At 71.8% G+C, this 25,252-nt stretch carries 22 protein-coding genes; 1 reads left to right on the forward strand and 21 read right to left on the reverse strand.

The window, feature by feature from the left end; genetic code table 11:
- Positions 1 to 45: 45 nt before the first annotated feature.
- From AB0P17_RS09310 to AB0P17_RS09365, 12 genes are all read right to left on the reverse strand, one after another.
- On the reverse strand, positions 46 to 933 hold the full coding sequence (locus tag AB0P17_RS09310; protein WP_365809072.1) for a carbohydrate ABC transporter permease: 888 nt from the start codon (positions 931 to 933) through the stop codon (positions 46 to 48).
- Positions 934 to 970: 37 nt separating this feature from the next.
- Positions 971 to 1,960, reverse strand: coding sequence for a sugar ABC transporter permease (locus AB0P17_RS09315; RefSeq protein WP_365809073.1), 990 nt, complete (start codon positions 1,958 to 1,960; stop codon positions 971 to 973).
- An 11-nt stretch (positions 1,961 to 1,971) separates the two neighbouring features.
- Positions 1,972 to 3,186: an extracellular solute-binding protein gene (locus AB0P17_RS09320; RefSeq protein ID WP_365809075.1), complete on the reverse strand. Its 1,215-nt coding sequence runs from the start codon at positions 3,184 to 3,186 to the stop codon at positions 1,972 to 1,974.
- 49 nt (positions 3,187 to 3,235) lie between these two features.
- Positions 3,236 to 4,567, reverse strand: a complete 1,332-nt coding sequence (locus AB0P17_RS09325; protein WP_365809077.1) for an enolase C-terminal domain-like protein — start codon at positions 4,565 to 4,567, stop codon at positions 3,236 to 3,238.
- Between the two features lie 270 nt (positions 4,568 to 4,837).
- Positions 4,838 to 6,283, reverse strand: coding sequence for an FAD-linked oxidase C-terminal domain-containing protein (locus AB0P17_RS09330; protein WP_365809079.1), 1,446 nt, complete (start codon positions 6,281 to 6,283; stop codon positions 4,838 to 4,840).
- Complete coding sequence (locus tag AB0P17_RS09335; RefSeq protein WP_365809081.1) at positions 6,280 to 7,278, reverse strand: ABC transporter substrate-binding protein; 999 nt, start codon at positions 7,276 to 7,278, stop codon at positions 6,280 to 6,282. The genes AB0P17_RS09330 and AB0P17_RS09335 overlap by 4 nt, the downstream gene beginning before the upstream one ends.
- Before the next feature lie 67 nt (positions 7,279 to 7,345).
- Positions 7,346 to 8,455 carry an LLM class flavin-dependent oxidoreductase gene (locus tag AB0P17_RS09340; RefSeq protein ID WP_365809083.1) on the reverse strand — a complete coding sequence of 370 codons (1,110 nt, stop codon included), beginning with the start codon at positions 8,453 to 8,455 and terminating at the stop codon, positions 7,346 to 7,348.
- A 103-nt stretch (positions 8,456 to 8,558) separates the two neighbouring features.
- Positions 8,559 to 9,554: an ABC transporter substrate-binding protein gene (locus tag AB0P17_RS09345; protein ID WP_365809085.1), complete on the reverse strand. Its 996-nt coding sequence runs from the start codon at positions 9,552 to 9,554 to the stop codon at positions 8,559 to 8,561.
- Positions 9,551 to 10,474 carry an ABC transporter ATP-binding protein gene (locus tag AB0P17_RS09350; protein WP_365809086.1) on the reverse strand — a complete coding sequence of 308 codons (924 nt, stop codon included), beginning with the start codon at positions 10,472 to 10,474 and terminating at the stop codon, positions 9,551 to 9,553. The genes AB0P17_RS09345 and AB0P17_RS09350 overlap by 4 nt, the downstream gene beginning before the upstream one ends.
- A gap of 9 nt (positions 10,475 to 10,483) precedes the next feature.
- Complete coding sequence (locus AB0P17_RS09355; RefSeq protein ID WP_365809087.1) at positions 10,484 to 11,386, reverse strand: ABC transporter permease; 903 nt, start codon at positions 11,384 to 11,386, stop codon at positions 10,484 to 10,486.
- Positions 11,387 to 11,401: 15 nt separating this feature from the next.
- A complete protein-coding gene (locus tag AB0P17_RS09360) occupies positions 11,402 to 12,295 on the reverse strand; it encodes a sulfurtransferase (RefSeq protein WP_365809088.1) in 894 nt (297 codons plus the stop codon).
- Between the two features lie 357 nt (positions 12,296 to 12,652).
- The gene (locus AB0P17_RS09365; RefSeq protein ID WP_365809090.1) at positions 12,653 to 12,787 is read right to left on the reverse strand and encodes a hypothetical protein; all 135 of its coding nucleotides are present in this window, start codon (positions 12,785 to 12,787) and stop codon (positions 12,653 to 12,655) included.
- 96 nt (positions 12,788 to 12,883) lie between these two features.
- Between AB0P17_RS09365 and AB0P17_RS09370 the strand changes: the two genes are divergently transcribed.
- Entirely contained in the window at positions 12,884 to 13,747 is an 864-nt protein-coding gene (locus tag AB0P17_RS09370) for a LysR family transcriptional regulator (RefSeq protein WP_365809092.1), read from the forward strand.
- On the opposite strand, the gene AB0P17_RS09375 is transcribed toward AB0P17_RS09370, so the two are convergent.
- The 9 genes from AB0P17_RS09375 to hydA all read right to left on the reverse strand — a co-directional run bounded on the left by AB0P17_RS09375 (position 13,733) and on the right by hydA (position 25,152).
- Positions 13,733 to 14,740: an oligopeptide/dipeptide ABC transporter ATP-binding protein gene (locus AB0P17_RS09375; protein ID WP_365809146.1), complete on the reverse strand. Its 1,008-nt coding sequence runs from the start codon at positions 14,738 to 14,740 to the stop codon at positions 13,733 to 13,735. The genes AB0P17_RS09370 and AB0P17_RS09375 overlap by 15 nt on opposite strands.
- Before the next feature lie 80 nt (positions 14,741 to 14,820).
- Complete coding sequence (locus tag AB0P17_RS09380) at positions 14,821 to 15,957, reverse strand: ABC transporter ATP-binding protein (RefSeq protein ID WP_365809094.1); 1,137 nt, start codon at positions 15,955 to 15,957, stop codon at positions 14,821 to 14,823.
- Positions 15,954 to 16,790: an ABC transporter permease gene (locus AB0P17_RS09385; protein WP_365809148.1), complete on the reverse strand. Its 837-nt coding sequence runs from the start codon at positions 16,788 to 16,790 to the stop codon at positions 15,954 to 15,956. The genes AB0P17_RS09380 and AB0P17_RS09385 overlap by 4 nt, the downstream gene beginning before the upstream one ends.
- 98 nt (positions 16,791 to 16,888) lie before the next feature.
- Positions 16,889 to 17,842 carry an ABC transporter permease gene (locus AB0P17_RS09390; RefSeq protein WP_365809095.1) on the reverse strand — a complete coding sequence of 318 codons (954 nt, stop codon included), beginning with the start codon at positions 17,840 to 17,842 and terminating at the stop codon, positions 16,889 to 16,891.
- Positions 17,839 to 19,446, reverse strand: coding sequence for an ABC transporter substrate-binding protein (locus AB0P17_RS09395; RefSeq protein WP_365809097.1), 1,608 nt, complete (start codon positions 19,444 to 19,446; stop codon positions 17,839 to 17,841). The genes AB0P17_RS09390 and AB0P17_RS09395 overlap by 4 nt, the downstream gene beginning before the upstream one ends.
- Before the next feature lie 244 nt (positions 19,447 to 19,690).
- Complete coding sequence (locus tag AB0P17_RS09400; protein WP_365809099.1) at positions 19,691 to 21,037, reverse strand: 6-phospho-beta-glucosidase; 1,347 nt, start codon at positions 21,035 to 21,037, stop codon at positions 19,691 to 19,693.
- Positions 21,038 to 21,103: 66 nt separating this feature from the next.
- Positions 21,104 to 22,651 (reverse strand): NCS1 family nucleobase:cation symporter-1, encoded by a 1,548-nt coding sequence (locus AB0P17_RS09405; RefSeq protein ID WP_365809101.1) that lies wholly within the window; start codon positions 22,649 to 22,651, stop codon positions 21,104 to 21,106.
- Positions 22,652 to 22,729: 78 nt separating this feature from the next.
- The gene (locus AB0P17_RS09410) at positions 22,730 to 23,731 is read right to left on the reverse strand and encodes a TIGR03842 family LLM class F420-dependent oxidoreductase (protein ID WP_365809102.1); all 1,002 of its coding nucleotides are present in this window, start codon (positions 23,729 to 23,731) and stop codon (positions 22,730 to 22,732) included.
- Positions 23,732 to 23,748: 17 nt separating this feature from the next.
- Positions 23,749 to 25,152 (reverse strand): dihydropyrimidinase, encoded by a 1,404-nt coding sequence (hydA, locus tag AB0P17_RS09415; RefSeq protein ID WP_365809103.1) that lies wholly within the window; start codon positions 25,150 to 25,152, stop codon positions 23,749 to 23,751.
- Positions 25,153 to 25,252: the final 100 nt, after the last annotated feature.

Genomic DNA, 25,252 nt, shown 5'->3' on the forward strand with positions numbered 1-25,252 from the left:
GTCGGATCCTTCCGTGCGTACGTGGGTGGGGTGCGGAGCCGGTGTTCAGCGGCCGCCGAGGCCACTGGTGACGATGCCCCTGACGAGGTGCTTCTGGAGGAGGACGAGGATGATCACGGTGGGCAGCATGGAGACCACCGACGCGGCCATGACCAGGTTCCACTGGCTGCCCTGCTGGCCGAAGAAGGCCTGGAGGCCGAGTGGGATGGTGGCGCGGGCGTCCACGTCGTTGATGACGACGAGCGGCCAGAGGAAGGAGTTCCAGTAGCTGATGAAGGTGAAGACGGCCAGGACCGCGAGGGTCGGACGGGCGAGCGGCAGCATCACACTGAAGAAGGTACGGACCGTGCCCGCGCCGTCGACACGGGCCGCGTCGTCCAGTTCCTGGGGGACCGTCAGGAAGAACTGCCGGATGAGGAAGGCACCGAGGGCCGTGAACGCCCACGGCAGGATCAGCGCCTGGAACGTGTCGACCCATCCGACGCCCTGCATCATCACGTACATGGGGATGACGAGGACGTCCTGCGGGATCATCAGGGTGACCAGGAAGAGCAGGAAGACGAGGTTCCTGCCGCGCCAGCGCAGCCGCGAGAAGGCGTAGCCGCTGAACGCCGCGACGGCGAGGTTGACGGCGGTCCCGAGGGTGGCCACGAGCACGCCGTTCAGGATGAAGCGGGCGAAGGGCAGATACGTGAAGACATCCGCGTAGTTCTGCCACTGGATGGCGGAACCCCACAGGGTGGGCGGGGTCGAGAAGGTCTCGTTGTCGGGTTTGAGGCTGGTCGCCACCATGTAGATGAGCGGCGCCATGAAGAGCAGGGCGATGAGGCACAGGAGCGCGTAGCCGATCGCCCGCCGCGCCCGCGAGCCCGCACCGGGCCCCGGGCCGGGGCCGCGGCCGGTCCCGGCGCCGGTCCTCCGGGGCGCGGTCACGGTGCCCGCCCCGCCGGCTGTGATCGTCCGCGTACCGCTACCCATAGTGCACCCAACGCTTCTGGCCGAGGAACTGGACCGCCGTGATCCCGAGGATGATGACGAACAGCACCCACGCGCCCGCCGAGGCGAGTCCGAGCTGCTGGTTCTGGAATCCGGTGTTGTAGATGTACTGGACGAGCGTCTCGGTCGAGGTGCCCGGGCCGCCCTTCGTCAGCAGGAACGGCTGCGCGAACACCTGGAACGAGGTGATGAGCGTCATCATCGTCGCGAAGAAGACCGACGGTGAGATGGCCGGGAACTTGATGCTCCAGAAGGTCTGCCACGGGCCCGCGCCGTCGAGCTGCGCGGCCTCGACCAGGTTCTCCGGCACCGCGTCGAGCGCCGCCGAGAAGATGAGCATGTTGTAGCCGAAGCCCTGCCAGACGCTCATCGCGACGATCGCGAACATCGCCCACGTCTCGTCCGCGAGGAAGTTCGGCGCCTGCGCCCCGACCGTCGACTGAAGCGTCGCGTCGATCAGCCCGTCTGGCTGGTACAGCATCCGCCATACGACGACGTTCGCCACGATCGGGGTCACCGTCGGGATGAAGAACAGCACCCGGAAGATCTGCCGGTGCCGGATCCGCGGGGTCAGCCAGGCCGCGAGCCCGAGCGAGATCACCAGATTCAGCGGCACGTACAGCACCACGAACCCGACCGTGTTGAGGATGACGGTCCGGAAGACCGGGTCCGAGAACAACTTGGCGTAGTTCCCGAACCCGTCCCACGAACGCTCCCCGATCAGGGGCCAGTTCATGAAGCTCACGAAGAGTGACGCGAGGATCGGGACGACCGTGAAGATCGCCAGCCCGATCGAGTGGGGCGCGGCGAACGCCGCTCCCCACCAGGAGCGCCGTACGTCCGCCGGCTCGGTGGCCACCGCGCCCGCCGTGCCCGTCGTGTCTTTCCTGCCCGGCGCGTCCGCCACGCCCGTCACCGCCCGATTTCTTCCGTCCTCGTCACCGGGAGGGACCGGTGACGGCACCACCGCGCTCCTCACTGGGCGAGCTGCCCCGCGATTGATTTCATCGTCTCCGCGCCCGACCCCTGGCCGTTGACCGCCTGGATCCCGTACTGGACGAACAACTGGCTGAGCTGGTCGCTCTGCTTGTTGCCCGGCAGCGGGGTCGCGTTCTTCTGCGCCACGGGGAAGACGGAGTCGGCGCCGTCGATGCCGGCGTTGTCGTACCACGCCTTCTGGGCCGCCGTACGCGCCGGGAACGCCCGGCCCTGCGTGGCCAGTGATGTCAGGGTCTTCTCACTGGTCATCGTCTCGATGGCCCGGTACGCCTGCTCGGGGTACTTGCACTGCTTCGATATGCCGAAGCCGGAGCCGGCCGAGAAGCTCGAAGGACCGGAGGTGCCGGACGGCATGGTGGCCACGCCGATCGGGAACTTGGCCTTCGCCTTCTGGTCGAGCAGGCCCCAGGGGCCGTCGGTGTAGAGGCCGACCTGCTTGCTGACGAACGCGTTGTTGTCGGCAGAGGGGTCCGAACTCGCCTGGGTGGCCTCGCCCTTCTTCACCAGGGAGGAGATCCAGTCGAGCCCCTGCGCGAACTGGGGGTTCTCCGCGTCGAGTCGGCCGTCCGAGGTGAGGACACGGCCGCCGTTGTAGCCGAGGATCATCGACTCCAGGTTGAGGTCCTCGACGGTCGAGCCGAGCATCGTCTTGCCCGCCGCCTTGAACTTCGCGGCGGCGGCCTCGAATTCGGCGACCGTCCACCCCGGCTTCGGTGCCGCCGCGCCGACCTCCTTGAAGAGGTCCTTGTTGTAGAACATCATCAGCGGTCCGGTGTCGTACGGCAGGGCGTAGAGCTTGCCACCGACCTTCATGCCGTCGAGTGCCGCGGAGTCGAACGCCGGCAGATCGGTGCCCGCGCTCTTGGCGTACTCGTCGATCGGGCGCAGGACGTCCGTGTAGTTCGCCGTCCGGAGGCTCTGTACGGTGACGATGCACGGCGCGCTGCCGGTGCCGAGCTGGGTACGGAGCTTGGTCCAGTAGTCGTTGAAGGGGGAGCCCTGGATCGTGACCTTCGGCCCGCCGTCCGCCCCGGCCCCGTCCGCGACCTTCTGCCAGGCCGCCTTGTCCGCTGTCCCCGAGATCCACATCGACCAGACGAGGCTGTCCTTCGACTGACTCGACGTGCCCGTGCTGGAGGAGCATCCCGTCAGTGCGAGCACCATGGCGGCGCCCACCGCCGTGGCACTCACGCAAAGCCGTTGTTTCATTGCGACATCCACTTCATTGTGTATCGGTGCTTCACTGGGGTGGTACGGAGCCGGGCCCTTCCTCGTGCCGCGCCCATGCCGCGCCATCGGGGTAGGAGAAGGTGGTCAGGGACGTGCCGAGCATCTCGGCGCCCGCGCCGGGCGCCGACGGCGGCCAGTAGTGTCCGTCGTGGACGTCGACCGGTGTGACGAAGTGTTCGTGCAGGTGGTCGACGTATTCGAGGAAGCGTCCCTCGTCGGTGCCCGACACCGCGACGCGGTCGAACATCGAGAGGTGCTGGACGGCCTCGCACAGTCCGACGCCGCCCGCGTGCGGGCAGACGCGGATGCCGTGCTTGGCCGCGAGGAGGAGGATGGCGATGTTCTCGTTCACACCCGCGACCCGGGTCGCGTCGATCTGGAGCACCGACACCGCCCGCGCCTGGATGAGCTGCTTGGCGACGACCCGGTTGGGCATGTGCTCGCCGGTCGCGACGGGTACCGGGGCGATCCGGCGGGCGATCTCGGCGTGGCCGAGGACGTCGTCCGGGCTCGTCGGCTCCTCGACCCACGCGAGTCCGTACGGGCTGAGGCGGTCGATCCAGGCGACGGCCTCCTCGACGTCCCACCGCTGATTCGCGTCGACCGCGATGGCGATACCGGCGCCGACGGTCTCCCGGGCGAGGCGCAGCCGTCTGATGTCGTCGTCGAGGTCGCCTCCGACCTTCAGCTTGATCTGCGTGAAGCCGTCCGCGACCGCCTCGCGGCAGCGGGCGACCAGCCGCTCGTCGTCGTAGCCGAGCCACCCCGGCGTCGTCGTGTAGGCCGGGAATCCGCGCGCGAGGAGGTCACGGCGGCGCTCGGGGCGCCCCGGCTCGGCCTTGCGGAGCAGTTCCAGGGCCTCGTCGCGGGTGAGCGCGTCGCTGAGGTAGCGGAAGTCGACCAGGTCGACGATCTCCTCCGGTGACATCCCGGCGAGCAGGTCCCACAGCGGCAGCCCCGCCCGTTTCGCCCGGAGGTCCCACAGTGCGTTGACGACCGCGCCGATCGCCATGTGCATCACGCCCTTCTCCGGGCCGAGCCAGCGGAACTGCGAGTCGTGGACGAGCGAGCGCCACGTACCGCCCATGTCGGCGCAGAGCGCCTCGGCGTCCTCACCGACGAGCCGGTCGCGCAGCGCGTCGACGGCGGCTGTCTGCACCTCGTTGCCCCGGCCGATCGTGAAGACGAAACCGGCCCCGACGTGGCCGTCGGCCGCGTCCGTGGCGATCTCGACGTACGCCGCCGAGTAGTCGGGCGACGGGTTCATGGCGTCCGAGCCGTGCTGCTCCCGGGAGGTGGGAAACCGGACGTCCCGCGTCGACACACTCGTGATCCGGCTCACTGGGGCTCCTTGTCCTGATCCATGCGCTGCCCAGGCATTTACGTTCCTGACCAAGGCGTTCCGCGCATCAAAACATCGGATGTATCGAGTGTCAAGGGATCAGTTCCCCCCTCATTACAGCGTTATTGAGCCGTGAACCGACACAGAGTTGGGATGAATTACCGAGGGTGTTCGATCCTCCGCACACAGATCAGGCCGCTCCCCGGAATCCGGGGAGCGGCCTGATGGAGGCGGTCGGGTGGAGGCGGTCGGGTGGAGGCGGTCCGCGGGTCAGATCGCCTTGCCGGGATTGAGGATGCCGTGCGGGTCGAACGCGGCCTTCAGCCGGTGGTGCAGCGCCACGCTGTCGGGGCCGAGTTCGTCGGCCAGCCACCGGCGCTTGAGGGTGCCGACGCCGTGTTCCCCGGTCAGGGTGCCACCGAGGCGCAGGGCGGTGGCGAAGATGTCGGAGGCGGTGGCCCAGGCCGCGTCCGGCACCTCCGGGAGCGCGGGGTCGATGACGAGGATGGGGTGGAGATTGCCGTCGGCGGCATGGGCGAGGGTGTGGACGGGCACGCCGTGGCGCGCCGAGATCGTCTCGATCTCCCGTACCGCCTCGGCCAGCCGGGAGCGGGGCACGGCGATGTCCTCGATGAGGGGCCGGCCCAGGCGCTCCAGGGACGGCAGCGCGAGCCGGCGCGCGACGAGCAGCTCCTGGGCCTCGTCCTCGTCGTCGGTCAGCTCTACGGAGGTGGCGCGCCCGTGGAGGACTTGGGCGACCCGCGCGGCCTCGGCCGCCGCGCCCACGCCGTCGCACTGGACGAGCAGCAGCGCGCCGCCCCGGCCGCGCAGGCCGGAGCCCGTGGCCTCGTCGATGGCGGCGAGGACCGGACCGTCCAGCAGTTCGGCCATGGCCGGTTCGATCCGGGCGGCGGTGAGCGCGGTCGCGGCGGCCGCCGCGGCGGCGAAGGTGGCGAAGTACGCGGCGAGCGTCGAGGTCGCGACCGGGCGCGGCCGCAGCCGTACGGTCGCCGCCGTGATCACACCGAGCGTGCCCTCCGAGCCGGTGAGCAGCGCGGTGAGGTCGTAGCCGGTGACGCCCTTGACCGTACGGCGGCCGGTGCGCAGGAGGGTCCCGTCGGCGAGTACGGCGTCCAGACCGAGGACGCTGTCGCGGGTGACCCCGTACTTGGCGCAGCGCAGGCCCCCGGCGTTGGTGGCGATGTTGCCGCCGATGGTGGAGAGGGCGGCGCTGGCCGGGTCGGGGGCGTACCGCAGTCCGTGCGCGGCGGCGGCCCGGTCGAGATCGGCGGTGATCACACCGGGTTCGACGACGGCGAGCTGGTCGCCGGGGGCGATCTCGACGATACGGTTCATCCGGGCCAGGTCGAGGACGAGGGAGCCCTCGGGGGCGGTGGCGCCGCCGGAGAGGCCGGTGCCCGCGCCCCGGGGGACGACGGGGACGCGCAGGGCGTCGGCGTGCCGGAGCGTGGTCCGTACGTCGTCGGTGTGCGCGGCGTGCACGACGGCCATGGGCTGGCCGTCGGGGCGGGCGCCGGACCGGTCGATGGCGTACGGGGCGGTGGCGGCCGGGTCGGTGGTGAGACGGTCGGGGGCCAGGTCGCGGGCGAGCAGGCCGAGGAGCTGGGCGGCGGCGGTGGCCTGTTCGGTGCGCTGGTGCACGGGGTGGTGGTGTGGTGGGTAGGGCTGATGCGGTGGCTGGTGAGTGAGGGTCACGCGGGCTCCTCCGTCGGGTCGGACGTCTCGGTCGGCGCGGGATCCGCCGTGCTCGCCCATGTGCTCAGCGCCGCCGCCCCGATGACCTGGAGCGCGGTGTCCTCCTGGGGCGCGTGCACCGGCGCGCACTGGATGTCGCGGACGTGGCGCTCCAGCGGGTTGTCACGGGTGAGACCGGGGTTGCCGAGCAGCCGCAGCGCGGTCCCGACGGCGGTGGTGGCGTGCCGGGTGGCGAGGATCTTGGCGCCGAGCGCCTGCTCCGGCGTGTACGTGGGGTCGGCGAGCGTCTTGTCGGACGCCTCCCAGTTGAAGTTGCCGGAGAGGATGTCGGCGCCGGAGCCGATGGTGGTGGCGCCCTGGGCGTGCGCGGTGGTGATCGCGTTGCCGTACGAGGCGAGGGCGTCGACGGAGCCGCCGGTCAGCGCCGCGAGTCCGGCGTCCGGGAGGAGCGGGACGGCCTGGATGTCGGTCCATCGCAGACCGGCCCGCTTCAGCAACTCGTAGAGGAAGTACTGGGCCGTGGTGTTCTTGACGTAACCGACCTTCTTGCCCTTGAGCTGGGCGATGCCGGTGATCTTCGAACCCTTGGGAGCTACGACCTCCTGTTGCAGGGTGTTGGCCTTCATCACGGCGACGACCTTGAAGTTCGCCTTGCCGTCGGCCGCCGCAAAGACGGGCGGGATCTCGCTGGAGGCGGCGACGTCGAGCGCGCCCGCCCGCATGGCCTGCAGTTGCAGGTCACCGCCCTGGAACACGCTCCACTTGACCTTGTACGGCGTCTCGTCAAGACCCGCGAGCTTCAGTACGGCCTGGTAGCGCGACCAGCCGGTGTCCCCCACCGCGAGGGTGACGGAGGAGAGGTCGGGCGCGCCGTCGGACGAGGTGGCGGACTTCGTCCCGGCGCCCGTACCGCCGCCGCACGCGGTGAGGAGCAGCGAGGGCAGCACGAGCGCGAGCGCGGAGGCGATCAGGGAGGATCTGCGGAAGCGGGGCATGATGGTTCCTTACGGACGAGCGGCCGGGGCGGCGCGGCCGGCCGGGCGGGGTGCCGCAGGAGGGGGCTCAGGCGGCGGTGCGAGTTTCGCGGGAGGCGAGTTCCCGCCGTACCAGCGGCAGTACGTACCGCGCGTAGTCGATCGCGTCGTTGAGCGGGTCCCAGCCGCGGATGGAGAGCAGCTCGCAGCCGATGTCCACGTAGTCCAGCAGCGCGGCGGCGACGGTCTCCGGCGAGCCGACGAGCGCGGTCGAACTGCCCGCCGCGTTGGTGGCGGTGGCCAGCGGCGTCCACAGCGCCCGGTCGTGCAGATCGCCCCGGGCCGCGATGTCCAGCAGCCGCTGCGAGCCGACATTGGCGGGACGGCCCGCGCCCGGCGCCGGGTAGTGGTTGGCGTGCCTGTCGCGGGTGCGCTCGGCGGCGCCCTCCTTGGCCCGCCCAAGAATACGGTGTGCCTTCTCCCAGGCCAGTTCGTCGGTGGGGGCGATGATCGGCCGGAACGACACCCAGATGCGTGGCCGGGGCCGGCCCGCCGCGTCCGCCACGGCGTGGACGGCGGCGATCTGCTCGGAGGTCTCCTTCAGCGGCTCGCCCCAGAGCCCGAAGATGTCGCCCTGCTGCCCGCCGACCCGGTACGCGTCGGCCGAGGAGCCGCCGACGGAGATGGGGATGGTGCCGTGGTGGGGCGCGACGTCGGAGACGAAGTCCTCGAACCGGTAGTGGGTGCCCTCGTGCGAGACGGGTCCGTCGGCGGACCAGACCTTGCGCAGGATCTGGATGTACTCGTCCGACCGGTCGTACCGCTCGCTCTTGCCGAGGTAGTCGCCCTCGCGGCGCTGCTCCTCGTCGCTGCCGCCGGAGATGATGTGCACGGCCAGCCGCCCCTTGCTGATCCGGTCCAGGGTGGCGAAGGCGCGGGCCGCGTGCGTCGGGAAGATGACGCCGGGGCGGTGGGCGAGCATCGGCTTCAGCCGCTCGGTGTGGGTGGCCACGAACTGGGCGAGCTGAAGGGCGTCGGCGGACGACGAGTGATAGGCGACGAGTGTGTAGTCGAAGCCGCCATCGTCCAGGGCGCGGGCGTAACGGCGGGTGAAGTCGGGGTCGATGCCCCGGCCGAAGGTGGAGGTTCCGTCAAAGGCCGGGTTGGGGTGGACGGCGCTGATGAATTCGACAGGCATGGCGGGAGACTCCTGACAACTGGTCCGAAGGCGGGCGGGGTCGACGGGCGGGTTACGGGCCGCCCCGTGATGGGGAGCCCACTCCCTGTCGCGGGGCAGCCCGTTACTTGACGGAGAGGCTTGTGTCGACGGAATCGGCGACCTTGACGTTCGGGTCCAGGACCTTGATGCCGTGCATCGTGTCCGCGACCTTCTGGACCGCCCGCGTCACCTCGGGGGTGATCGGGACCAGTTCGCCGTAGCTCTGGCTCACGATGGTCTTCGCGACCTCGGCGGAGGCGCCGTTGTTCTTCCGGATCGCGGCGGCGTACGCGTCGGGGTGGTTCCTGGCCCACTCCAGGGCGGTGCCGAGGCGCTTGACCGCGTCGGCGAGGGCCGGCTTCTTGGCCCGGTCGGCCAGCGCCTTGTCGGAGGCCCCGATGAACCCGTAGCCGCTGACCCGCCCGTCTTCGCCGTTGACGATCTCCCGGCCGCCCTGCTGGGTGGCCACCGCCTTGTAGACACCGAAGATCGCCCAGGCGTCGATCCTCCCGGCGCCGAAGGCGGCCTGCGCGTCGGTCGGGAGCAGGTACTTGACCTTGACGTCGGCGTACGAAAGACCGGCCTGCTGAAGGGCGTTGGCGAGCAGATACTCGGAGATGCTGCCTTTGGCGGAGGAGACCACGACCGTCTTTCCCTTGAGGTCCGCCACTTTCCTGATCTCCGAGTTCTTCTGGACGACGATGCCGACGGCTGTCCCGTCGTTGCGCAGCGCGGCCACCGCTTTGATCGGCACACCGCCGCTGAGCGCCTGGAGCGTGGGCAGGTCGGCGGCGTACGTGGTGTCCGCCGCGCCTGCCTGCGCCGCCTGGAACAGCGGCGCCGCGCCCTCGAACTCGGCCCATTTCACCTGGTACGGGGCGCCCTTGAAGGCGTCCGAGGCGTTCGCCAGGGTCTGGAGGTTCTTGGCCTGGTCGCCGAGGGTGAGGGTGACGTCGGAGGCGGCGGCGGCCGGTCCGGAGGCCGTACCGTCGCTCTCCGTACCGCATCCGGCCGTCACCAGGGCGAGGACGGAGAGGGCGAGCGCGACGCCAAGGGTGCGGGTGCGGATACGGGTCATGTGAGGGTTCCTTCCAGGGTTTTCGTGCCCGGTGCCGGGTCGTCGGGGGAGGCGGAGGCCGAGGCTGAGGTCGATGCCGTGGCCGAGGTCGAGGCCGAGGCGTCCCGTACGCCGAGCCAGGCCAGCAACTGGCCGCGCAGTGCGACGAATTCGGGCGAGCCGAGGCTCCGGGGGCGGGGCAGGTCCACGGTCACCTCGTGCGCGATTCCGCCCGCGTCCATCACCAGGACGCGGTCGGCCAGCAGCAGCGACTCCTCCACGTCATGGGTGACGAGGAGGATCGAGCAGCCGTGGCGCTGCCACAACTCCCCCACCAATCGCTGCGCCTTGGCCCGGGTCAGCGCGTCGAGTGCTCCGAACGGCTCGTCGAGCAACAGGAGTTCGGGGTCCCGCACCAGAGCCCTGGCGAGCGAGACACGCTGTGCCTCGCCGCCCGACAGGGTCTTGGGCCACACCCCGGCGCGCTGCTCGATGCCGACCTCCGCGAGCTGGCGGGTGGCCAGCTCCTGGTCCGGCTTGCCGGGCAGCCCCAGGACGACATTGCGCCACACCTTCAGCCAGGGCATCAGCCGGGGCGACTGAAAGGCGGCGGAGCGGCGGCTCGGTACGGTGACCTCGCCGCTGATCTCGTCGTCCAGCCCGGCGAGGATGCGCAGCAGGGTGGACTTGCCGCAGCCGCTCTGTCCGAGCAGGGCCACGAACTCGCCCTGCCGGATGGTCAGATCGAGTCCGTCGATGACGGTCCTGCCGTCGAAGGTCCGGGTCAGCCCCCGGATCTCCACACTCGCGTCCGTCTCCCTGCTCGTGCCCGTATCGGCCGTGCCCGTATCGGCCGTGCCCGTATCGGCCGTGCCGGTACCGGTCGTGCTCGTACCGGTCGTGCTCGTACCGGTCGTGCTTGTGCTCGTGTTCGCGCTCATCGCGTGTCCTCACGCCCCGTCGCCGTCGAAGGATGCCCGCCAGGTCAGCAGGCGTCTGGAGAGCACCCGGACGATGAAGTCGCAGATCAGCCCCAGTACCGCGTAGACGGCGAGGCAGAGCACGATCACATCGGTGCGGAAGTACTGCTGGGCGTTGCTCATCAGATAGCCGATGCCGTTGCTGGCGTTGACCTGCTCGGCGAAGACCAGCGCCAGCCACGCCGTGGACAGGGCGTACCGCAGCCCGATCAGCGCGCCGGGCAGGGCGGACGGCAGGATCACGTAGCGGATCAGCCCGAGCCTGCCGAGCCCCAGCATCCGTGCGGCCTCGATGAGCTGGGAGTCGGCGGAGCGGATGCCGCCGTAGATGTTGAAGTAGAGGGGGTAGGTGACGCCGAGCGCCACCAGGGCGATCTTCGGGGTCTCCTCGATGCCGAACCAGACGATGAACAGCGGGATCAGGCCCACCCACGGGATCGCCCGGAGCATGCCCATCGAGGAGTCGATGACGTCCTCGCCCAGCCGGAAGAGTCCGGCGGTCAGGGCGAGGGAGAGCGCGATCACGGCTCCGATCACAAAGCCGGTAGCCGCCCGTTTCCCGGACGCGGTGATGGCGCTGGGGAGTTCGCCGTTGGCGGTGAGTTCCCCTGCCTGACGTACGACATCGACCGGCGAGGCGAGGACGCTCGAAGGCAGGACGCCGGTCGCGCTCGCCACGTACCAGACGAGGAGTACCCCGACGGGTCCGCTGGCGCGCCGCGCCCACCGGGGGACGCCCACCCCGCCCCGGGCCTGCCGGCCGGGCCGGATGGTGAGACGGGGGGCCCGGCCCGGGGCCGCGCCCGGGGCGGTGTCCTGGGGCACGGCGGGCGGAGAGGCGGCGCCGGGGGCGGTGTGCTCCTGCACTGACATCTCGGTTCCTCTCGATCAGCCCGGCTGGTGGCCGGTGGCTGCGGGGCGGGCGGGGTCTGCGGACCAGGCGGACCAGGAGCCGGGGAAGAGGGCCGCGTCGGTACCGGCGAGGGCCAGCGCGGCGATCTGGTGGGCCGCGGTGACGCCCGAGCCGCAGTAGACGGCGACGGGCGCGCCGTCGCCCGCGCCGAGCGCCGCGAAGCGGGAGCGGAGGGCGTCCGGCGGCAGGAAGGTGCCGTCGGCGGCGAGGTTCTCGCCGGTGGGTGCCGAGCGGGCACCCGGGATGTGGCCGGCGCGGGGGTCGACGGGCTCGGTCTCGCCCCGGTAGCGCTCGGCGGCGCGGGCGTCCAGCAGGGTGCCCGCGCGGGCCAGGGCGGCGGCCTCGTCCGCGTCCACGGTGGGCAGATGGCCCGCGGTGAGGGTGACGTCCCCGGGTTCCACCGCCGCCTCGCCGGACTCCAGCGGCAGCCCGGCGGCCCGCCAGGCGCCGAGCGCGCCGTCGAGCAGTGTCACCTCCGCGACGCCCGCCCAGCGCAGCAGCCACCAGGCGCGGGCCGCGGCGGTGTTGCCGCTGTCGTCGTGGACGACGACAGGACGCCCGGCGCTGATACCCCAGCGGCGGGCCGCCGCCTGGAGGACGCCGAGGTCCGGCAGCGGGTGCCGGCCCTCGTGCGGGGAGGCGGGAGCGGCGAGTTCGGTGTCGAGGTCGGCGTAGACGGCGCCGGGGACGTGCCCCGCGCGGTGATGGGCACGGCCGTGCGGGTCGCCGAGGGCCCACCGTACGTCCAGCACGACGGGCGGTTCGGCGGAGGCGAGCAGATCCACCAGTTCGGAGACCGTGGTCAGGACACGGGGGGTCGTGGCGCGGAGGGTCGTGGCGCGGGGCGGGACGGGGGCGTGGGCGGGCATACGGTCGCCTCCAGCGGGGTGAGGACGTCTCGGCGGTCTCGGCAAGGGCGGCGGACGTCGGCCGGACCACGCGCGTACGGCGGTGGACGCGCGCCGGGTCGGACAGGCGGGGGATACGGAGTGGTACGGCGGAGTGGGAGCCGCGACGGGGGGGATCACCCCGGGCGGAGGAGCCGGGTCGGCGCGTCCGCCCGTCCGCCCGTCCCCCGGACCCGCTCGCCCCGCTCGTTCCGGCAGCCCGACGGGCGCACGGCGCGGTACGGCACGGCGCGCCGCCCGGCCACGGGCGGGGGTGGCGGGATCAGCGGATGACCGGAGGGTTCCGAGTGATCGGAGCGATCGGAGTGATCAGGATGTTCAGCGACAGCGAGCGCTGTTGACGAGGCCGAAGTCGACCACGCGGCGTTGCGTCAGCGGCGCGCCCACGGCGGCGGCCCGCCGGGCGTCGAAGGGGTTCGGCTCGACGGCCACCCCGTACACGGTTCGCAACATGACCCCAGCATGGCTGACGTACATGTCACACGTCCAACGACGATTCGCACTCATCATCGATCACGTTTCCTGATCGATCGGTGTTAGCGTGCGGCCATGGCACCCGTTCTGGACATCACCGCGCTGCGCAGCCTCGTCGCGGTCGCGGACCGCGGCGGCTTCCACCGCGCCGCCGAGGTCCTGGCGTTGAGCCAGTCCGCGGTCAGTCAGCATGTGCGACGGCTGGAGAAGACCCTGGGGCGTCCGGTGGTCGAGCGCGCGGGCCGCGGCACCCGGTTCACGGCCGACGGCGCCCGCCTGCTCGAACAGGCCCGACGCATCATCGCCGTACACGACGAGGCGGTCCGTACGCTGCTCGGGGACGCCGGGGACTCCGTCGTCATCGGTTCCACCGAGCATGCCGCCGACCAGATCCTGCCGCTGCTCACCGCCGCCGTGCGCGAGGCACGGCCCGAGTGCCGGGTGCGGTTCCGGATCGACCGCTCGGCCCGGCTGGTGGAGGCCGTGGAGCGGGGCACGGTGGATCTGGCGGTGTACGTGACCGAGGCTGCCGGCACGGAGGGCACACCGGTCGGCGGCCTGCCGCTGAGCTGGTACGCGGCGCCCGGCTGGGTGCTGCCCGAGGCGCCGGCGCCGCTGCCGCTGGTGGCCATCGAGGACCCGTGCGCGATCCGGCGCCGGGCCCTGGGCGTGCTGGCGGAACGCGCCATCCCCACCACCGTGGTCTGTGACGCGGGCTATCTCGCCGGGGTCCTGGACGCCGCCCGCGCCGGTCTCGGCGCCGCGCTGCTGGCCTCGGTCGGCCAGGGGCCCGACGGCCTGACCGAGCGCCATGACCTGCCGCCGGTGCCGGCGATCCGGATGAGCGCGCACGCCAGGCGGGGCGCCGACCCCGTGATGGTGGCGGGCGCGGTCGCGGCGGTCAGCGCGCTGCTCTCCACGGATTCAGCCCGGATGTGAGGCCGGCCGCGCACGGCGGGCGGGGGCCCCGGCGTCCGGTGCGGTGCCCTCGTCGGTGACGAGATGGCACGACACCTGCCGGCCGCCGGGCACGCCCGCCGCGTACGGCAGGGTCCGCGGCTCGGGGGCCTCGGTGCGGCAGCGGTCCACCACGACCGGGCAGCGGGTGTGGAAGCGGCAGCCGGGCGGCGGCGAGAGCGGGCTCGGCAGTTCGCCGCTGAGGACGATGCGCTCACGGGAGCGCTGGACGACCGGGTCGGGCACGGGCGCGGCGGAGAGCAGCGCCTGCGTGTACGGGTGCTTGGGCGAGGCGAACAGCTCGGCGGTCGGGGCCAGTTCGACGATCTCCCCGAGGTACATCACGGCGATCCGGTCGGCGAGGAACTCCACGGCCGCGAGGTCGTGCGTGATGAAGAGGCAGCCGAAGCCCCGGTCGCGCTGGAGGTCGGCGAGCAGATTGAGGACGGCCGCCTGGACGGAGACGTCGAGCGCCGAGGTCGGCTCGTCGGCGATCAGCAGATCCGGGTCGACGGAGAGGGCACGGGCGAGGGAGACGCGCTGCCGCTGGCCGCCGGAGAGTTCATGGGGGTGCCGGTCGATGTGTTCGGGCCGCAGCCCCACCTGGGCGAGGAGCCCGGCGACCCGCGCGCGGGCGGCCTCGCCGCGGGCGATGCCGTGGAGGCGCAGCGGTTCGGCGACGATCCGGCCGACGGTCATCCGGGGGTCGAGCGAGGACGACGGATCCTGGAAGACGAGATGGAACTTCTCGCGCAACGGCCGCAGGGCCCGGCGCGAAAGGCGCGTGATGTCGGTCCCGTTGATCCGTACGGTCCCGGAGGTCGGCTCGTCGAGCCGTACGGCGCACCGCCCGACCGTGGACTTCCCGCTCCCCGACTCCCCCACCAGGCCGAGGACTTCGCCTCGGGCGACGGTGAGGGTGACCCCGTCGACGGCGCGGACCGTGCCCCGGCCCGCCGGGAAGTGCCGTGTCAGGGAGGTGAGTTCGAGGACGGGTGGTGTTTCTTCCGTACGTTCCGGGCGGGCGCCCCGGGCCGAGGTGACCGGTTCGGTTGTCACGCGCTCTCCTCCTCGCCTGCCGGCGGTCGGGTGGCGGAGGTGTCATCGGTACCGGGCGCCGCACCGGACGGGTGCCAGCAGGCGACCCGGTGGTGCCCGGCGTCCCGCGCGGGCCCGAAGGCGGGCCGGGCTCCCGTGCACCGGTCGTCGGCGCGGGCGCAGCGGGGGGCGAAGGTGCAGGCATCCGGTTGTTCGTCCAGGCTGGGGACGAGTCCGGGGATCTCCGTCAGCCGGCGCTTGACGGCCCCGGTCTCCGTACGAGCACCCACGCCCATGCCCACACCGGCGGCACCCGCACCCACACCCGCACTCACACCGGCGCCCGGTCGCAGCACCGCGCCCAGCAGGCCCGCCGTGTACGGGTGCCGGGGCGCGGCGAACAGCTCGTGCACCGGGGCCTGTTCGACGGCGCGGCCCGCGTACATCACCAGCACCCGGTCGGCGGTGTCGGCGACGACCCCGAGGTCGTGCGTGATCAGGACGATCGCCGTGCCGAGCCGCTCCCGCAGGGAGTGCAGGACCTCCAGGATGCCCGCCTGTACGGTGACGTCCAGCGCGGTGGTGGGTTCGTCGGCGATCAGCACCCCGGGGTCGCAGGCCACGGCGACGGCGATCATCACGCGCTGCCGCATGCCGCCGCTGAGCTGGTGCGGGTACTCCCGGGCGCGCCGGGCGGGGTCCGGGATGCCGACCAGTTCGAGCAGTTCCACGGTCCGCTCCCTGGCCCGGCGCCTGCCGAGCCCCTGGTGTCCGCGCAGCACCTCACCGATCTGCCGGCCGACGGTGAGGACCGGGTTCAGCGAGGTCATCGGCTCCTGGAAGATCATCGCGATGTCCTTGCCGCGTACCTTCCGCAGCTCCTTGTCCGGCGCGCCCGCCAGCTCCCGGCCGCCGAGCCTGATGGAGCCCGTCACCGTCGCGGTGGGCGGCAGGAGGCCCATGACGGCCAGGGAGGTGACGGACTTGCCGCACCCCGACTCCCCCACCACGGCGAGGACTTCACGGGGTGCGAGGTCGAAGGAGACGGAGTCCACGGCGTGTACGGTCCGGGGGGAGGCGGGCTCACCTCCCGCATGGCCGGAGCGGAACGCCACCGACAGATCACGCACGCTCAGCACGGGCGGCGGGCTCATCGGGTGCCTCCCCGGGGGTCGAGGACATCGCGCAGCCCGTCGCCGAGCAGGTTGAAGGCGAGCGTCGCGGCCACGATCGCCAGCCCGGGGAAGACCGCCAGCCAGGGCGCGGGGGCGAGGAAGGACTGGGCGCCGGAGAGCATCACGCCGAGCGAGGGTTCGGGGGGCTGGACCCCGAGGCCGAGAAAGCTGAGCAGGGCCTCGCCGATGATGGCGGTGGGGATGCCGATGGTGGCCTGGACGAGGAGCGCGGAGGACGCGTTGGGCAGGATGTGCCGGCCGAGGACGGTGGCGTCGCCGCCCCCGTTGGCCACCGCCGCCGCCACGTAGTCGGTGTGTTTGAGCCGGAGCGTCTCGGCGCGGCTGATCCGGATGACGGCGGGGATCTGCGCGATGCCGATGGCGATGGTGGCGTTGGTCAGCGAGGGGCCGAGGACGGCGGCGAGGCCGACCGCCAGCACCAGGAAGGGGAAGGCCAGCATGGTGTCGGTGAGCCGGGAGACCGCGCTGTCCGCGAACCGGCCGTAGTACCCGGCGAGCAGGCCGAGCGGTACGCCGACCGCGAAGGCGAACGCCACCGCGACCACGCCCACCTGGAGCGAGGCGCGGGCGCCGTACATCATGCGGGAGAGCTGGTCGCGCCCGAGGTCGTCGGTGCCGAGCCAGTGCCCGAGCCCCGGCGGGGCCAGGGCGTCGGTGAAGTCCGGCCGGGCCGGGTCGTACGGGGCGATCAGCGGGGCGAGGAGTCCGGCGAGGACGAACACCGCGGCGATGACCGACCCGGTGAGCGCGAGCCGGTTCGCCCGCAGGGCCCGCGCCCGGGGGCCGTACACCACGGCCCGCGCGGCTCGTACCACCACGGCCGGCGCGGCTCGTACCGCCGCCGCGGCCCCGGCGGCGGCCGGCCCGCGCGCCGTACGGACGGATGGGGTCACCGGGCACCTCCGAGCCTGATCCGCGGGTCGATCACCGAATAGACCGTGTCGACCAGCAGGTTGATGAGGATGTACGCCGTGGCGGTGCACAACACCACGGCCTGCAGCGTCGCGTAGTCGCGGGTGAAGACGGCGTCGATGGTGAGTTTGCCGAACCCGGGCAGGACGAAGATCTGCTCGGTGACGACGGCGCCGGAGATGAGATGGCCGAGTTGGAGACCGAGCACGGTTACCACGGTGACGAGGGAGTTGCGCAGCGCGTGTCCGCCGATGACCTGGCGTCGCGTCAGTCCCTTGGCGCGTGCGGTACGGACATAGTCGGCGGAGAGCGAGTCGAGCATGGCGGCGCGGGTCTGGCGCATCACGACCGCCGCGAGTCCGGATCCGAGCACGATCGAGGGGAGCACCATCCGGCGCAGGTTGTCGAACGGGTCGGTGGTGAACGGCACGTATCCGGACGCGGCGAAGACCGGCAGGGCGACCGCGAAGGCGAGCACCAGCACCATGCCGAGCCAGAAGGTGGGCACGGAGAGCCCGAGCAGGGCGATGGCGTTGGCGAGCCATTCCTCGGGCCGGCCGCGCCGTACGGCGGCGACCACCCCCGCTCCGATGCCGATGACGACGGCCAGCAGCAGGGAGAGCGCGGCCAGTTCGAGGGTGACGGGCAGCGCCTCGGTGATGGCGTCGGCGACCGGGAGTCCGGTGCGGGAGGAGGTGCCCAGGTCGCCGGTGAGGGCGCGCCCGAGGTAACGCCCGTACTGGACCACGATGTTGTCGTCGAGTCCGTAGCTCTCCCGGACGGCGGCCAGCGCCTCGGGGCTGCGCTCCTCCCCGGCGAGGGCGAGGGCGGGGTCGCCGGGCAGGGCCCTGATGCCCGCGAAGACGACGACGCTGACCAGGAAGAGGGTGATCAGGGACTGGCGCAGCCGGGTGAGCAGATAGCGCGTCATCGGACGTATCCGGCGGTCGAGACGCGGACCAGCCCGTCGCCGTAGATCCGCAGCCCCGCGACCGTCCTGCCGGCGACGGCGTAGTTCTTCTGCCGGTAGACGTAGACGAGGGCGTGTTCGGCGTTCACCCGGCGGGTCAACTCCTCGTAGATCTCCGCCCGTTCGCCGGGATCGCTTTCGGTGCGGCCGCGGGCGATCAGCTCGTCGATCCGGGGGTCGGAGAGTCCGTAGGCGTTCATCGCGCCCTGGGTGCGGAGGAAGCTGGCGATGTTGCCGTCGGGGTCGAGCCGGCCCGACCAGCCGCTGGTGAAGGCGTCGTACGCGCCGTTGTCGGTCTCCTCCAGCAGTGTGGCGTACTCGGTGGGGCGCAGTGTGACGGCGAACCCCGCCTCCTTGGCCATGGCCTGGACGACCTGGCCCAGTCTGCCGGACTCCGGGGTCGTGGAGACCTTCAGCTCCATCCGTACGGGCGTCTTCACCCCGGCCTCGGCCAGCAGTCGCCTGGCCCGTTCGGCGTCCCGTTTCGGGCACTGCTCGGGCCGGGCGCCGGGGGCGATGGCGGAGCCGGGTGAGATGGGGCCGCAGGCCGGTTCGTACATGCCCTGGAAGACGACCTTGTTGATCAGCTCCCGGTCGAGGGAGAGCGCGAACGCCTCGCGGACCCGGACGTCCCGGGCGAGGGGGGTGCCGATCGGCCCCGGCTTCTCGCCGAGCCCCTTCACGTTGCCGACGTTGAGGCCGATGCCCTGGTAGCCGAGGGACGGCGAGTTGAAGACCTGGAGCTTCGGCTCGGTCAGCGCGCCACGGACGTCGACGGGGGCCATCTGGTCGCCGACCTGGATGTCGCCGGAGCGCAGATTGGCGAGGCGTACGGTGCCGTCGGGGATGGGCCGGTAGATCACCCGGTCGAGGTGGACGCGGTCCGCGTCGTAGTAGCGGGGGTCCTTGCGGAGCACGATCCGGTCGCCGCCGACCCGCTCGACGAAGCGGAACGGCCCGACGCAGGACGGGTGGTTGGTGAAGTCCTTGCCGTACTTCCGCAGCGCCGCCGGGGACATGACCATCCCCGACCGGTCGGCGAGGACCCCGGTGAGCGGCACGTACGGCTGCTTGAGGGTGATGCGTACGGTGTCGGGGCCGGTGGCCTCGGCCCGTTCCAGCGGGGCGAGTTCGGTGGCGCGGGCGGAGCCCGGCAGATCGCGGTGGCGCAGCAGGGAGCCGACGACGGCGCGGGCGTCGAGCCGGGTGCCGTCGCTGAACCGGGCGTCGCGGCGGACCCGTACGGTGACGGTCAGGCCGTCCGCCGAGACGTCGGGCAGCGCGGTGGCGAGCTGCGGGACGATCGTGCCGTCCTGGTCGATGTCGTACAGCTTCTCGCACATGCCGGCGAAGACGGTGCGCCCGACGAGGGTCTGGGCGAGGCTCGGATCGAGTTTGTCGGGGTCCGAGTTGAGGGCGACGGTGAGTGTGCCGCCGTCGCGTACGGGCCGGTCGTCGGTCATCCGCACCCCGCCGACCTCGGTGGCGGAGGACTGGAGCGAGGCGCAGCCGGTAAGAAGCACCGTCAGAGCGACGGCGGCGGTCCCAAGAGGTGTACGGCGCACGAGGTTCTGCCTCCCGCCAGGAGCCGATCAAGGAATACCGACGACCGTATTTCGCATACAGACCCACGACAAGAGCGATGCCCGTGCTCCGTCGGTGTTTTCCATGAAGATCGGGTTACCCGGCGCGGCAATTCGGGCGCCGTCCCCCATTCGGACGGCGCCCCGGACGGGACGCCTCCCGCCCGGTCTCCCACCTGTCTCCCGCCCGGTCTCCTGCCCGTCTACCGCCCGGTCGCCCGCCCGTCTACCGGCGGTCGAGGTAGGCCAGGCCGGGGTGTACGGCCCGGTAGCCGTCCAGCAGCCGGTGCGCGACGCCGACCGAGTCCACCAGCGGGTGCAGCGCGAAGGCCGCGACGGCCGAGGCGCGCGAGCCGCTCTCGGCGGCGGCCAGTACCTCGCGCTCGACCGCCTTGACCGCGCAGACCAGGCCGGTGGCGTGGTACGGCAGCGGGTCGACCGTGACGGGGTGCGCGCCGTTGCCGTCCACGAGACAGGGCACCTCGATGACGGCGTCGGCGTCGAGTGCCGCGAGGGTGGACCGGTTGCGGACGTTGAGGATGAGTGTGGTCCGCTCGTCGCGGGCGACGGCCCGCATCAGCGCGAGGGCGACCTGCTCGTAGCCGCCGGACTCCAGGTCGTCGTCGTCCCGCTCGCCGGCCCCCGCGGCCTCGCGGTTCTCCGCCATGTACGTGGCCTCCCGCTCGGCGCGGGTACGGTCCCAGGTGCCCAGCGCGGGGGCGCCCGGGCGGGCCACCTCCTCGTAGAAGCGGGCCTGCTGGTCGCGGAGGAAGGCGCCGCGGGTCTGCTCGGCCTGCTGGTAGGCGAGGACGGCCTCGCGGTTGAAGTAGTAGTAGTGCAGGTACTCGTTGGGGATGGCGCCGAGCGAGCGGAGCCAGTCGGTGCCGAAGAGCTTGCCCTCCTCGAACGAGCCGAGGGCGTCGGGGTCCCCGAGCAGCCGGGGCAGTTCGTCGCGGCCGTCCACGCGCAGTCCGCGCAGCCAGCCCAGGTGGTTGAGGCCGACGTAGTCGATCCAGGCGCGGTCGGGGTCGGCCCCGAGCACCCGGGCGACCCGGCGCCCCAGGCCGACCGGCGAGTCGCAGATGCCGATGACACGGTCGCCGAGGTGGCGGGACATTGCCTCGGTGACCAGCCCGGCCGGGTTGGTGAAGTTGATGACCCAGGCATCCGGCGCGAGGCGTGCCACCCGCCGGGCGATGTCGACGGCGACGGGCACGGTGCGCAGCCCGTACGCGATGCCGCCCGCGCCGACCGTCTCCTGCCCGAGGACGCCCTCGGCCAGCGCGATCCGCTCGTCGGCCGCGCGTCCTTCGAGCCCGCCGACGCGGATGGCGGAGAAGACGAAGTCGGCGCCGCGCAGCGCCTCGTCGAGGTCGGTGGTGGCGGTGACGGCGGGGGCGTCGGGGACGTCCGCGGCCTGTTCGGCGAGGACGCGGGCGATGGCGCCGAGCCGGCCGGCGTCCAGGTCGTGGAGGGTGACATGGGTGACCCGCCCCTCCGCGTGGTCGCCGAGGAGGGCGCCGTACACCAGGGGGACCCGGAACCCGCCGCCGCCGAGAATCGTCAGCTTCACGCCTGCACCACTTTCACACCGGCCTCCGCGAGCGCGGCGCGGTCGGCCGGGCTCGCGGGGCGTTGGTCACTCGTACGGGACCATCTTCGCGCCCCCACGCCCCGACGGCAGTGTCAGGACCAGATACACCGCCGCCGAGGCGACCAGCCCCACCGCCCAGCCGTAGTCAGCGAGCGGCTTGAGCAGGGGGATCAGCCCGTCCTCGGGGAACGGGCCCGTGCCGGGGAGGGAGTGGGAGCCGCCCACCGCCAGCACCCCGCCGACGACGAAGGCGATCACGGCCCGCGGGTTCCAGCCGCCCGCGTACCAGTACCGTCCGCCCGGCCGGTAGAGGTCGGCGAGGTCGAGGACGGTGCGCCGGACGATCCAGTAGTCGGCGATCAGGATGCCCGCGACCGTACCGAGCAGTCCGCCGACCAGACCCAGCCAGGTGAAGATGTACAGCTCGGGCGTGGCGGTGAGTTTCCACGGCATGACGAGGACGCCGATGACGCCCGTGATCAGCGCGCCGGTACGGAAGTTGATGCGTTTCGGGGCGAGGTTGGCGAGGTCGTAGGCCGGTGAGACGACATTGGCGGCGATGTTCACCGAGATGGTCGCGACCAGCACGGTCACCAGCGCGAAGACCAGTCCGAAGACGTTGTCCGTCTTCGCCGCCAGCTCGACCGGGTCCCAGACGGCGGCGCCGTACACCGCCTGCGACCCGGAGGTGACGAAGACCGAGAGCAGCGCGAAGAGCGTCATCGTCGTGGGCAGTCCGAGCGCCTGGCCCCGGATCTGGGCGCGCTGGCCCGCGCCGAACCGGGTGAAGTCGGGGATGTTCAGCGACAGGGTGGACCAGAAGGCGATCATCCCCATCAGGGACGGGAAGAAGACGGGCCAGAACTCGGCGCCCCAGCCCAGCTCGGACGGCTGGTCGAGCAGCGGGCCGAGGCCGCCCGCCTTGACGGTGATCCAGACCAGCAGCACCAGCGCGCCGACGATCACGAAGGGCGCCGCCCAGTTCTCGAACCGCCGCAGAGTGTCCATCCCCCGGTAGATGATGGCGAGTTCGAGTGCCCAGAAGAGCAGGAAGCAGAGCCAGAGCGTCCAGGGCTGGCCGCCGATCCGGGACGCGTCCGTCCAGCCGCCGAAGATCTTGCCGAGCAGCACGAAGATGCCCTGCCCGCCGATCCAGGTCTGGATCCCGAACCACGCGCAGGCGACGGCGGCGCGGATCAGCGCGGGCAGGTTGGCGCCGCGCAGCCCGAAGGAGGCGCGGGCGAGCACCGGGAAGGGGATGCCGTACTTGGGTCCCGCGTGCCCCGTCAGCAGCATCGGGAGGAGCACGATCACATTGGCCAGGGCGATGGTGAGGACCGCCTGCTTCCAGTCCATGCCCAGGGTGACCAGGCCGGACGCGAGCAGCCAGGACGGGATGTTGTGCGCCATGCCGATCCACAGGGCGGCGAAGTTGTACGTCGTCCAGCGGCGCCCCGCCACCGGGACGGGCAGCAGATCGGCGTTGACGAAGCGGCTGTCCTCGGGGAGCGCGCCGGGCGGCAGCTCGACGCGGCCCCGAGGGTCGCCTATCGGTCCTTCGGCGGAGGGAGCGGGCGGTACGGTCGCGGTCATGGCGGCGGAACCCTTCGTTCGAGGGCGGGTGTCGGGGACGTCGAACGAGGCCGTGCGGGGCGCGGGTCGACCGGGGGATCAGTCCTGGAGCGCCGGGATGATCTCGGCGCCGTACGCGTCGATCACCGCCTCCTTCGCGTCGTGCATGTCGTAGACGGCGAACTGGTCGACGCCGAGCGCGCGCAGCGCCTTCAGCTTCTCGATGTGCGCCTCGGCGGGACCGAGCAGACAGAAGCGGTCCACGATCTCGTCGGGGACGAAGTCCGCGGACGGGTTGCCCGTCCGGCCGTGGTGGCTGTAGTCGTACCCCTCGCGCGCCTTGATGTACGTGGTCAGCGCGTCCGGTACGAGCCCGGAGTGCTCCCCGTAGCGCGCGACGAGGTCGGCGACGTGGTTGCCGACCATCCCGCCGAACCACCGGCACTGCTCCCGCGCGTGGGTGAGGTCGTCGCTCACGTAGGCGGGCGCGGCGACACAGATGGTGATCGCGTCCGGGTCCCGTCCGGCGTCGGAGGCCGCGGTGCGGACGGCCTTGACCATCCACTCGGTGAGGAACGGGTCGGCGAGCTGGAGGATGAAGCCGTCGGCCTTCCGTCCGGCGAGCGCGAGCGCCTTGGGCCCGTACGCCGCCATCCACACCGGCAGTTTCCCGTCCCGGACCCAGGGCAGCCGCAGGGTGCTGCCGTCGACGGTGGCCTCGCGGCCCTCGGCCAGATCGCGGATGACCCCGATCGACTCGCCGAGGGTGGCGAGGGTGTTGGGCTTGCGGCCCGCGACGCGCATCGCCGAGTCGCCGCGGCCGATACCGCACACGGTGCGATTGCCGTACATCTCGTTGAGTGTGGCGAAGGTGGAGGCGGTCACCTCCCAGGTCCGGGTGGACGGGTTGGTGACCATGGGGCCCACGGTCAGGGTGGTGGTGTGTTCCAGGATGCGGCTGTAGATGACGAACGGCTCCTGCCAGAGCACGGCCGAGTCGAAGGTCCAGCCGTACCGGAAGCCGTTGCCCTCCGCGCGCCGCATGAGATCGACGACGTCGGAGGAGGGCGGGTCGGTCTGGAGGACGAGTCCGAAGTCCATGGCGGTCGCTCCCGGGTTCAGAGGTACTGGCAGAGGGCGCGGGGGGTGTACTGGCCGTGTCCGGCCCGTCCGGTGAACTGCCGCCGGTCGATGACGAGTTCACCTCGCGAGAGCACCGTCTCGACCCGGCCGGTGAGGCGCTTGCCCTCGTACGCGGAGTAGTCCACGTCCATGTGGTGGGTCTCGGCGGACACGGTCTGCTCGGTGCCCGGGTCGTAGATGACGACGTCCGCGTCGGCGCCCGGCGCGATGGTGCCCTTGCGGGGGTAGAGGCCGAACATCCGGGCCGGCGCGGCGCAGGCGATGTCGATCCAGCGGCGCCGGGTGATGTGCCCGTCGACCACGGCCTGGTGGAGCAGGTCCATGCGGTTCTCCACGCCGGGCAGCCCGTTGGGGATCTTGGAGAAGTCGCCGCGGCCCATCTCCTTCTGCCCGGAGAAGCAGAACGGGCAGTGGTCCGTGGAGACCACCTGGAGGTCGTCGGTGCGCAGCCCCCGCCACAGGGCCGCCTGGTGCTCCTTGGGCCGCAGCGGGGTGGAGCACACGTACTTGGCGCCCTCGAAGTCCGGTTCCGCCAGGTTGTCGGTGGAGAGGAAGAGGTACTGCGGGCAGGTCTCGCCGAAGACGGGCAGCCCCTTGTCCCGGGCGGCGGCCAGTTCGGCGACGGCCTCCTCGGCGGAGACATGGACGACGTAGAGCGGCGCGTCCGCGACCCGCGCGAGCTGGATGGCCCGGTGGGTGGCCTCGGCCTCCAGCAGGACCTTGCGTACCTCGCCGTGGTAGCGGGGGTCGGTGTGGCCGGCGGCCAAGGCCTGTTCGACGAGGACGTCGATGGCGATGCCGTTCTCGGCGTGCATCATGATCAGCCCGCCGTTGTGCGAGGCGCGCTGCATGGCCCGCAGGATCTGGCCGTCGTCGCTGTAGAAGACGCCCGGATAGGCCATGAACAGCTTGAAGCTGGTGACGCCCTCCTGGACGAGGAGATCCATCTCCTTGAGGGAGCTCTCGTTCACGTCCGCCATGATCATGTGGAAGCCGTAGTCGATGGCGCAGTTGCCGTCGGCCTTGGCGAACCAGGCGTCGAGCCCGGCGCGCAGCGACTGGCCCGGGGACTGGATGGCGAAGTCCACGATGGTGGTGGTGCCGCCCCAGGCGGCGGCCCGGGTGCCGGTCCCGAAGGTGTCGGCGGCGAAGGTGCCGCCGAACGGCATCTCCATGTGGGTGTGCGCGTCGACACCGCCCGGGATGACGTACTTGCCGGTGGCGTCGATCGTACGGCCGGCGGTCCAGCCCTCGGCCACGTCGGAGCCGCTCGCGGCGAGGGCGACGATCCTGCTGTCCTCGATCAGGACATCGGCGTGGGTCTCGTCGGCGGCGGTGACGACGAGCCCGCCGCGGATCAGGGTGCGGGTGCTGCTCATGGTGGTGGCGCTCCCTTTCGTACGGTCGGTGGAGGGGGCGGGGTGCGGGCCGGCCGCGTACGACCCGGTCCGGACCGGGAAGGACCGGGGCGTACGCGGC

Source organism: Streptomyces sp. NPDC088124 (genome assembly GCF_040685895.1).
Classification (GTDB): domain Bacteria; phylum Actinomycetota; class Actinomycetes; order Streptomycetales; family Streptomycetaceae; genus Streptomyces.

What these genes read in the sequence shown, in the direction of transcription:
- AB0P17_RS09355 (WP_365809087.1), bottom strand. Translation starts at nt 11,386, where the DNA reads ATGTCAGTGCAGGAGCACACCGCCCCCGGCGCCGCCTCTCCGCCCGCC.
- AB0P17_RS09345 (WP_365809085.1), bottom strand. Translation starts at nt 9,554, where the DNA reads ATGACCCGTATCCGCACCCGCACCCTTGGCGTCGCGCTCGCCCTCTCC.
- AB0P17_RS09390 (WP_365809095.1), bottom strand. Translation starts at nt 17,842, where the DNA reads ATGACGCGCTATCTGCTCACCCGGCTGCGCCAGTCCCTGATCACCCTC.
- AB0P17_RS09370 (WP_365809092.1), top strand. Translation starts at nt 12,884, where the DNA reads ATGGCACCCGTTCTGGACATCACCGCGCTGCGCAGCCTCGTCGCGGTC.
- AB0P17_RS09365 (WP_365809090.1), bottom strand. Translation starts at nt 12,787, where the DNA reads ATGTTGCGAACCGTGTACGGGGTGGCCGTCGAGCCGAACCCCTTCGAC.
- AB0P17_RS09405 (WP_365809101.1), bottom strand. Translation starts at nt 22,651, where the DNA reads ATGACCGCGACCGTACCGCCCGCTCCCTCCGCCGAAGGACCGATAGGC.
- AB0P17_RS09340 (WP_365809083.1), bottom strand. Translation starts at nt 8,455, where the DNA reads ATGCCTGTCGAATTCATCAGCGCCGTCCACCCCAACCCGGCCTTTGAC.
- AB0P17_RS09350 (WP_365809086.1), bottom strand. Translation starts at nt 10,474, where the DNA reads ATGAGCGCGAACACGAGCACAAGCACGACCGGTACGAGCACGACCGGT.
- AB0P17_RS09380 (WP_365809094.1), bottom strand. Translation starts at nt 15,957, where the DNA reads ATGAGCCCGCCGCCCGTGCTGAGCGTGCGTGATCTGTCGGTGGCGTTC.
- AB0P17_RS09360 (WP_365809088.1), bottom strand. Translation starts at nt 12,295, where the DNA reads ATGCCCGCCCACGCCCCCGTCCCGCCCCGCGCCACGACCCTCCGCGCC.
- AB0P17_RS09410 (WP_365809102.1), bottom strand. Translation starts at nt 23,731, where the DNA reads ATGGACTTCGGACTCGTCCTCCAGACCGACCCGCCCTCCTCCGACGTC.
- AB0P17_RS09335 (WP_365809081.1), bottom strand. Translation starts at nt 7,278, where the DNA reads ATGCCCCGCTTCCGCAGATCCTCCCTGATCGCCTCCGCGCTCGCGCTC.
- hydA (WP_365809103.1), bottom strand. Translation starts at nt 25,152, where the DNA reads ATGAGCAGCACCCGCACCCTGATCCGCGGCGGGCTCGTCGTCACCGCC.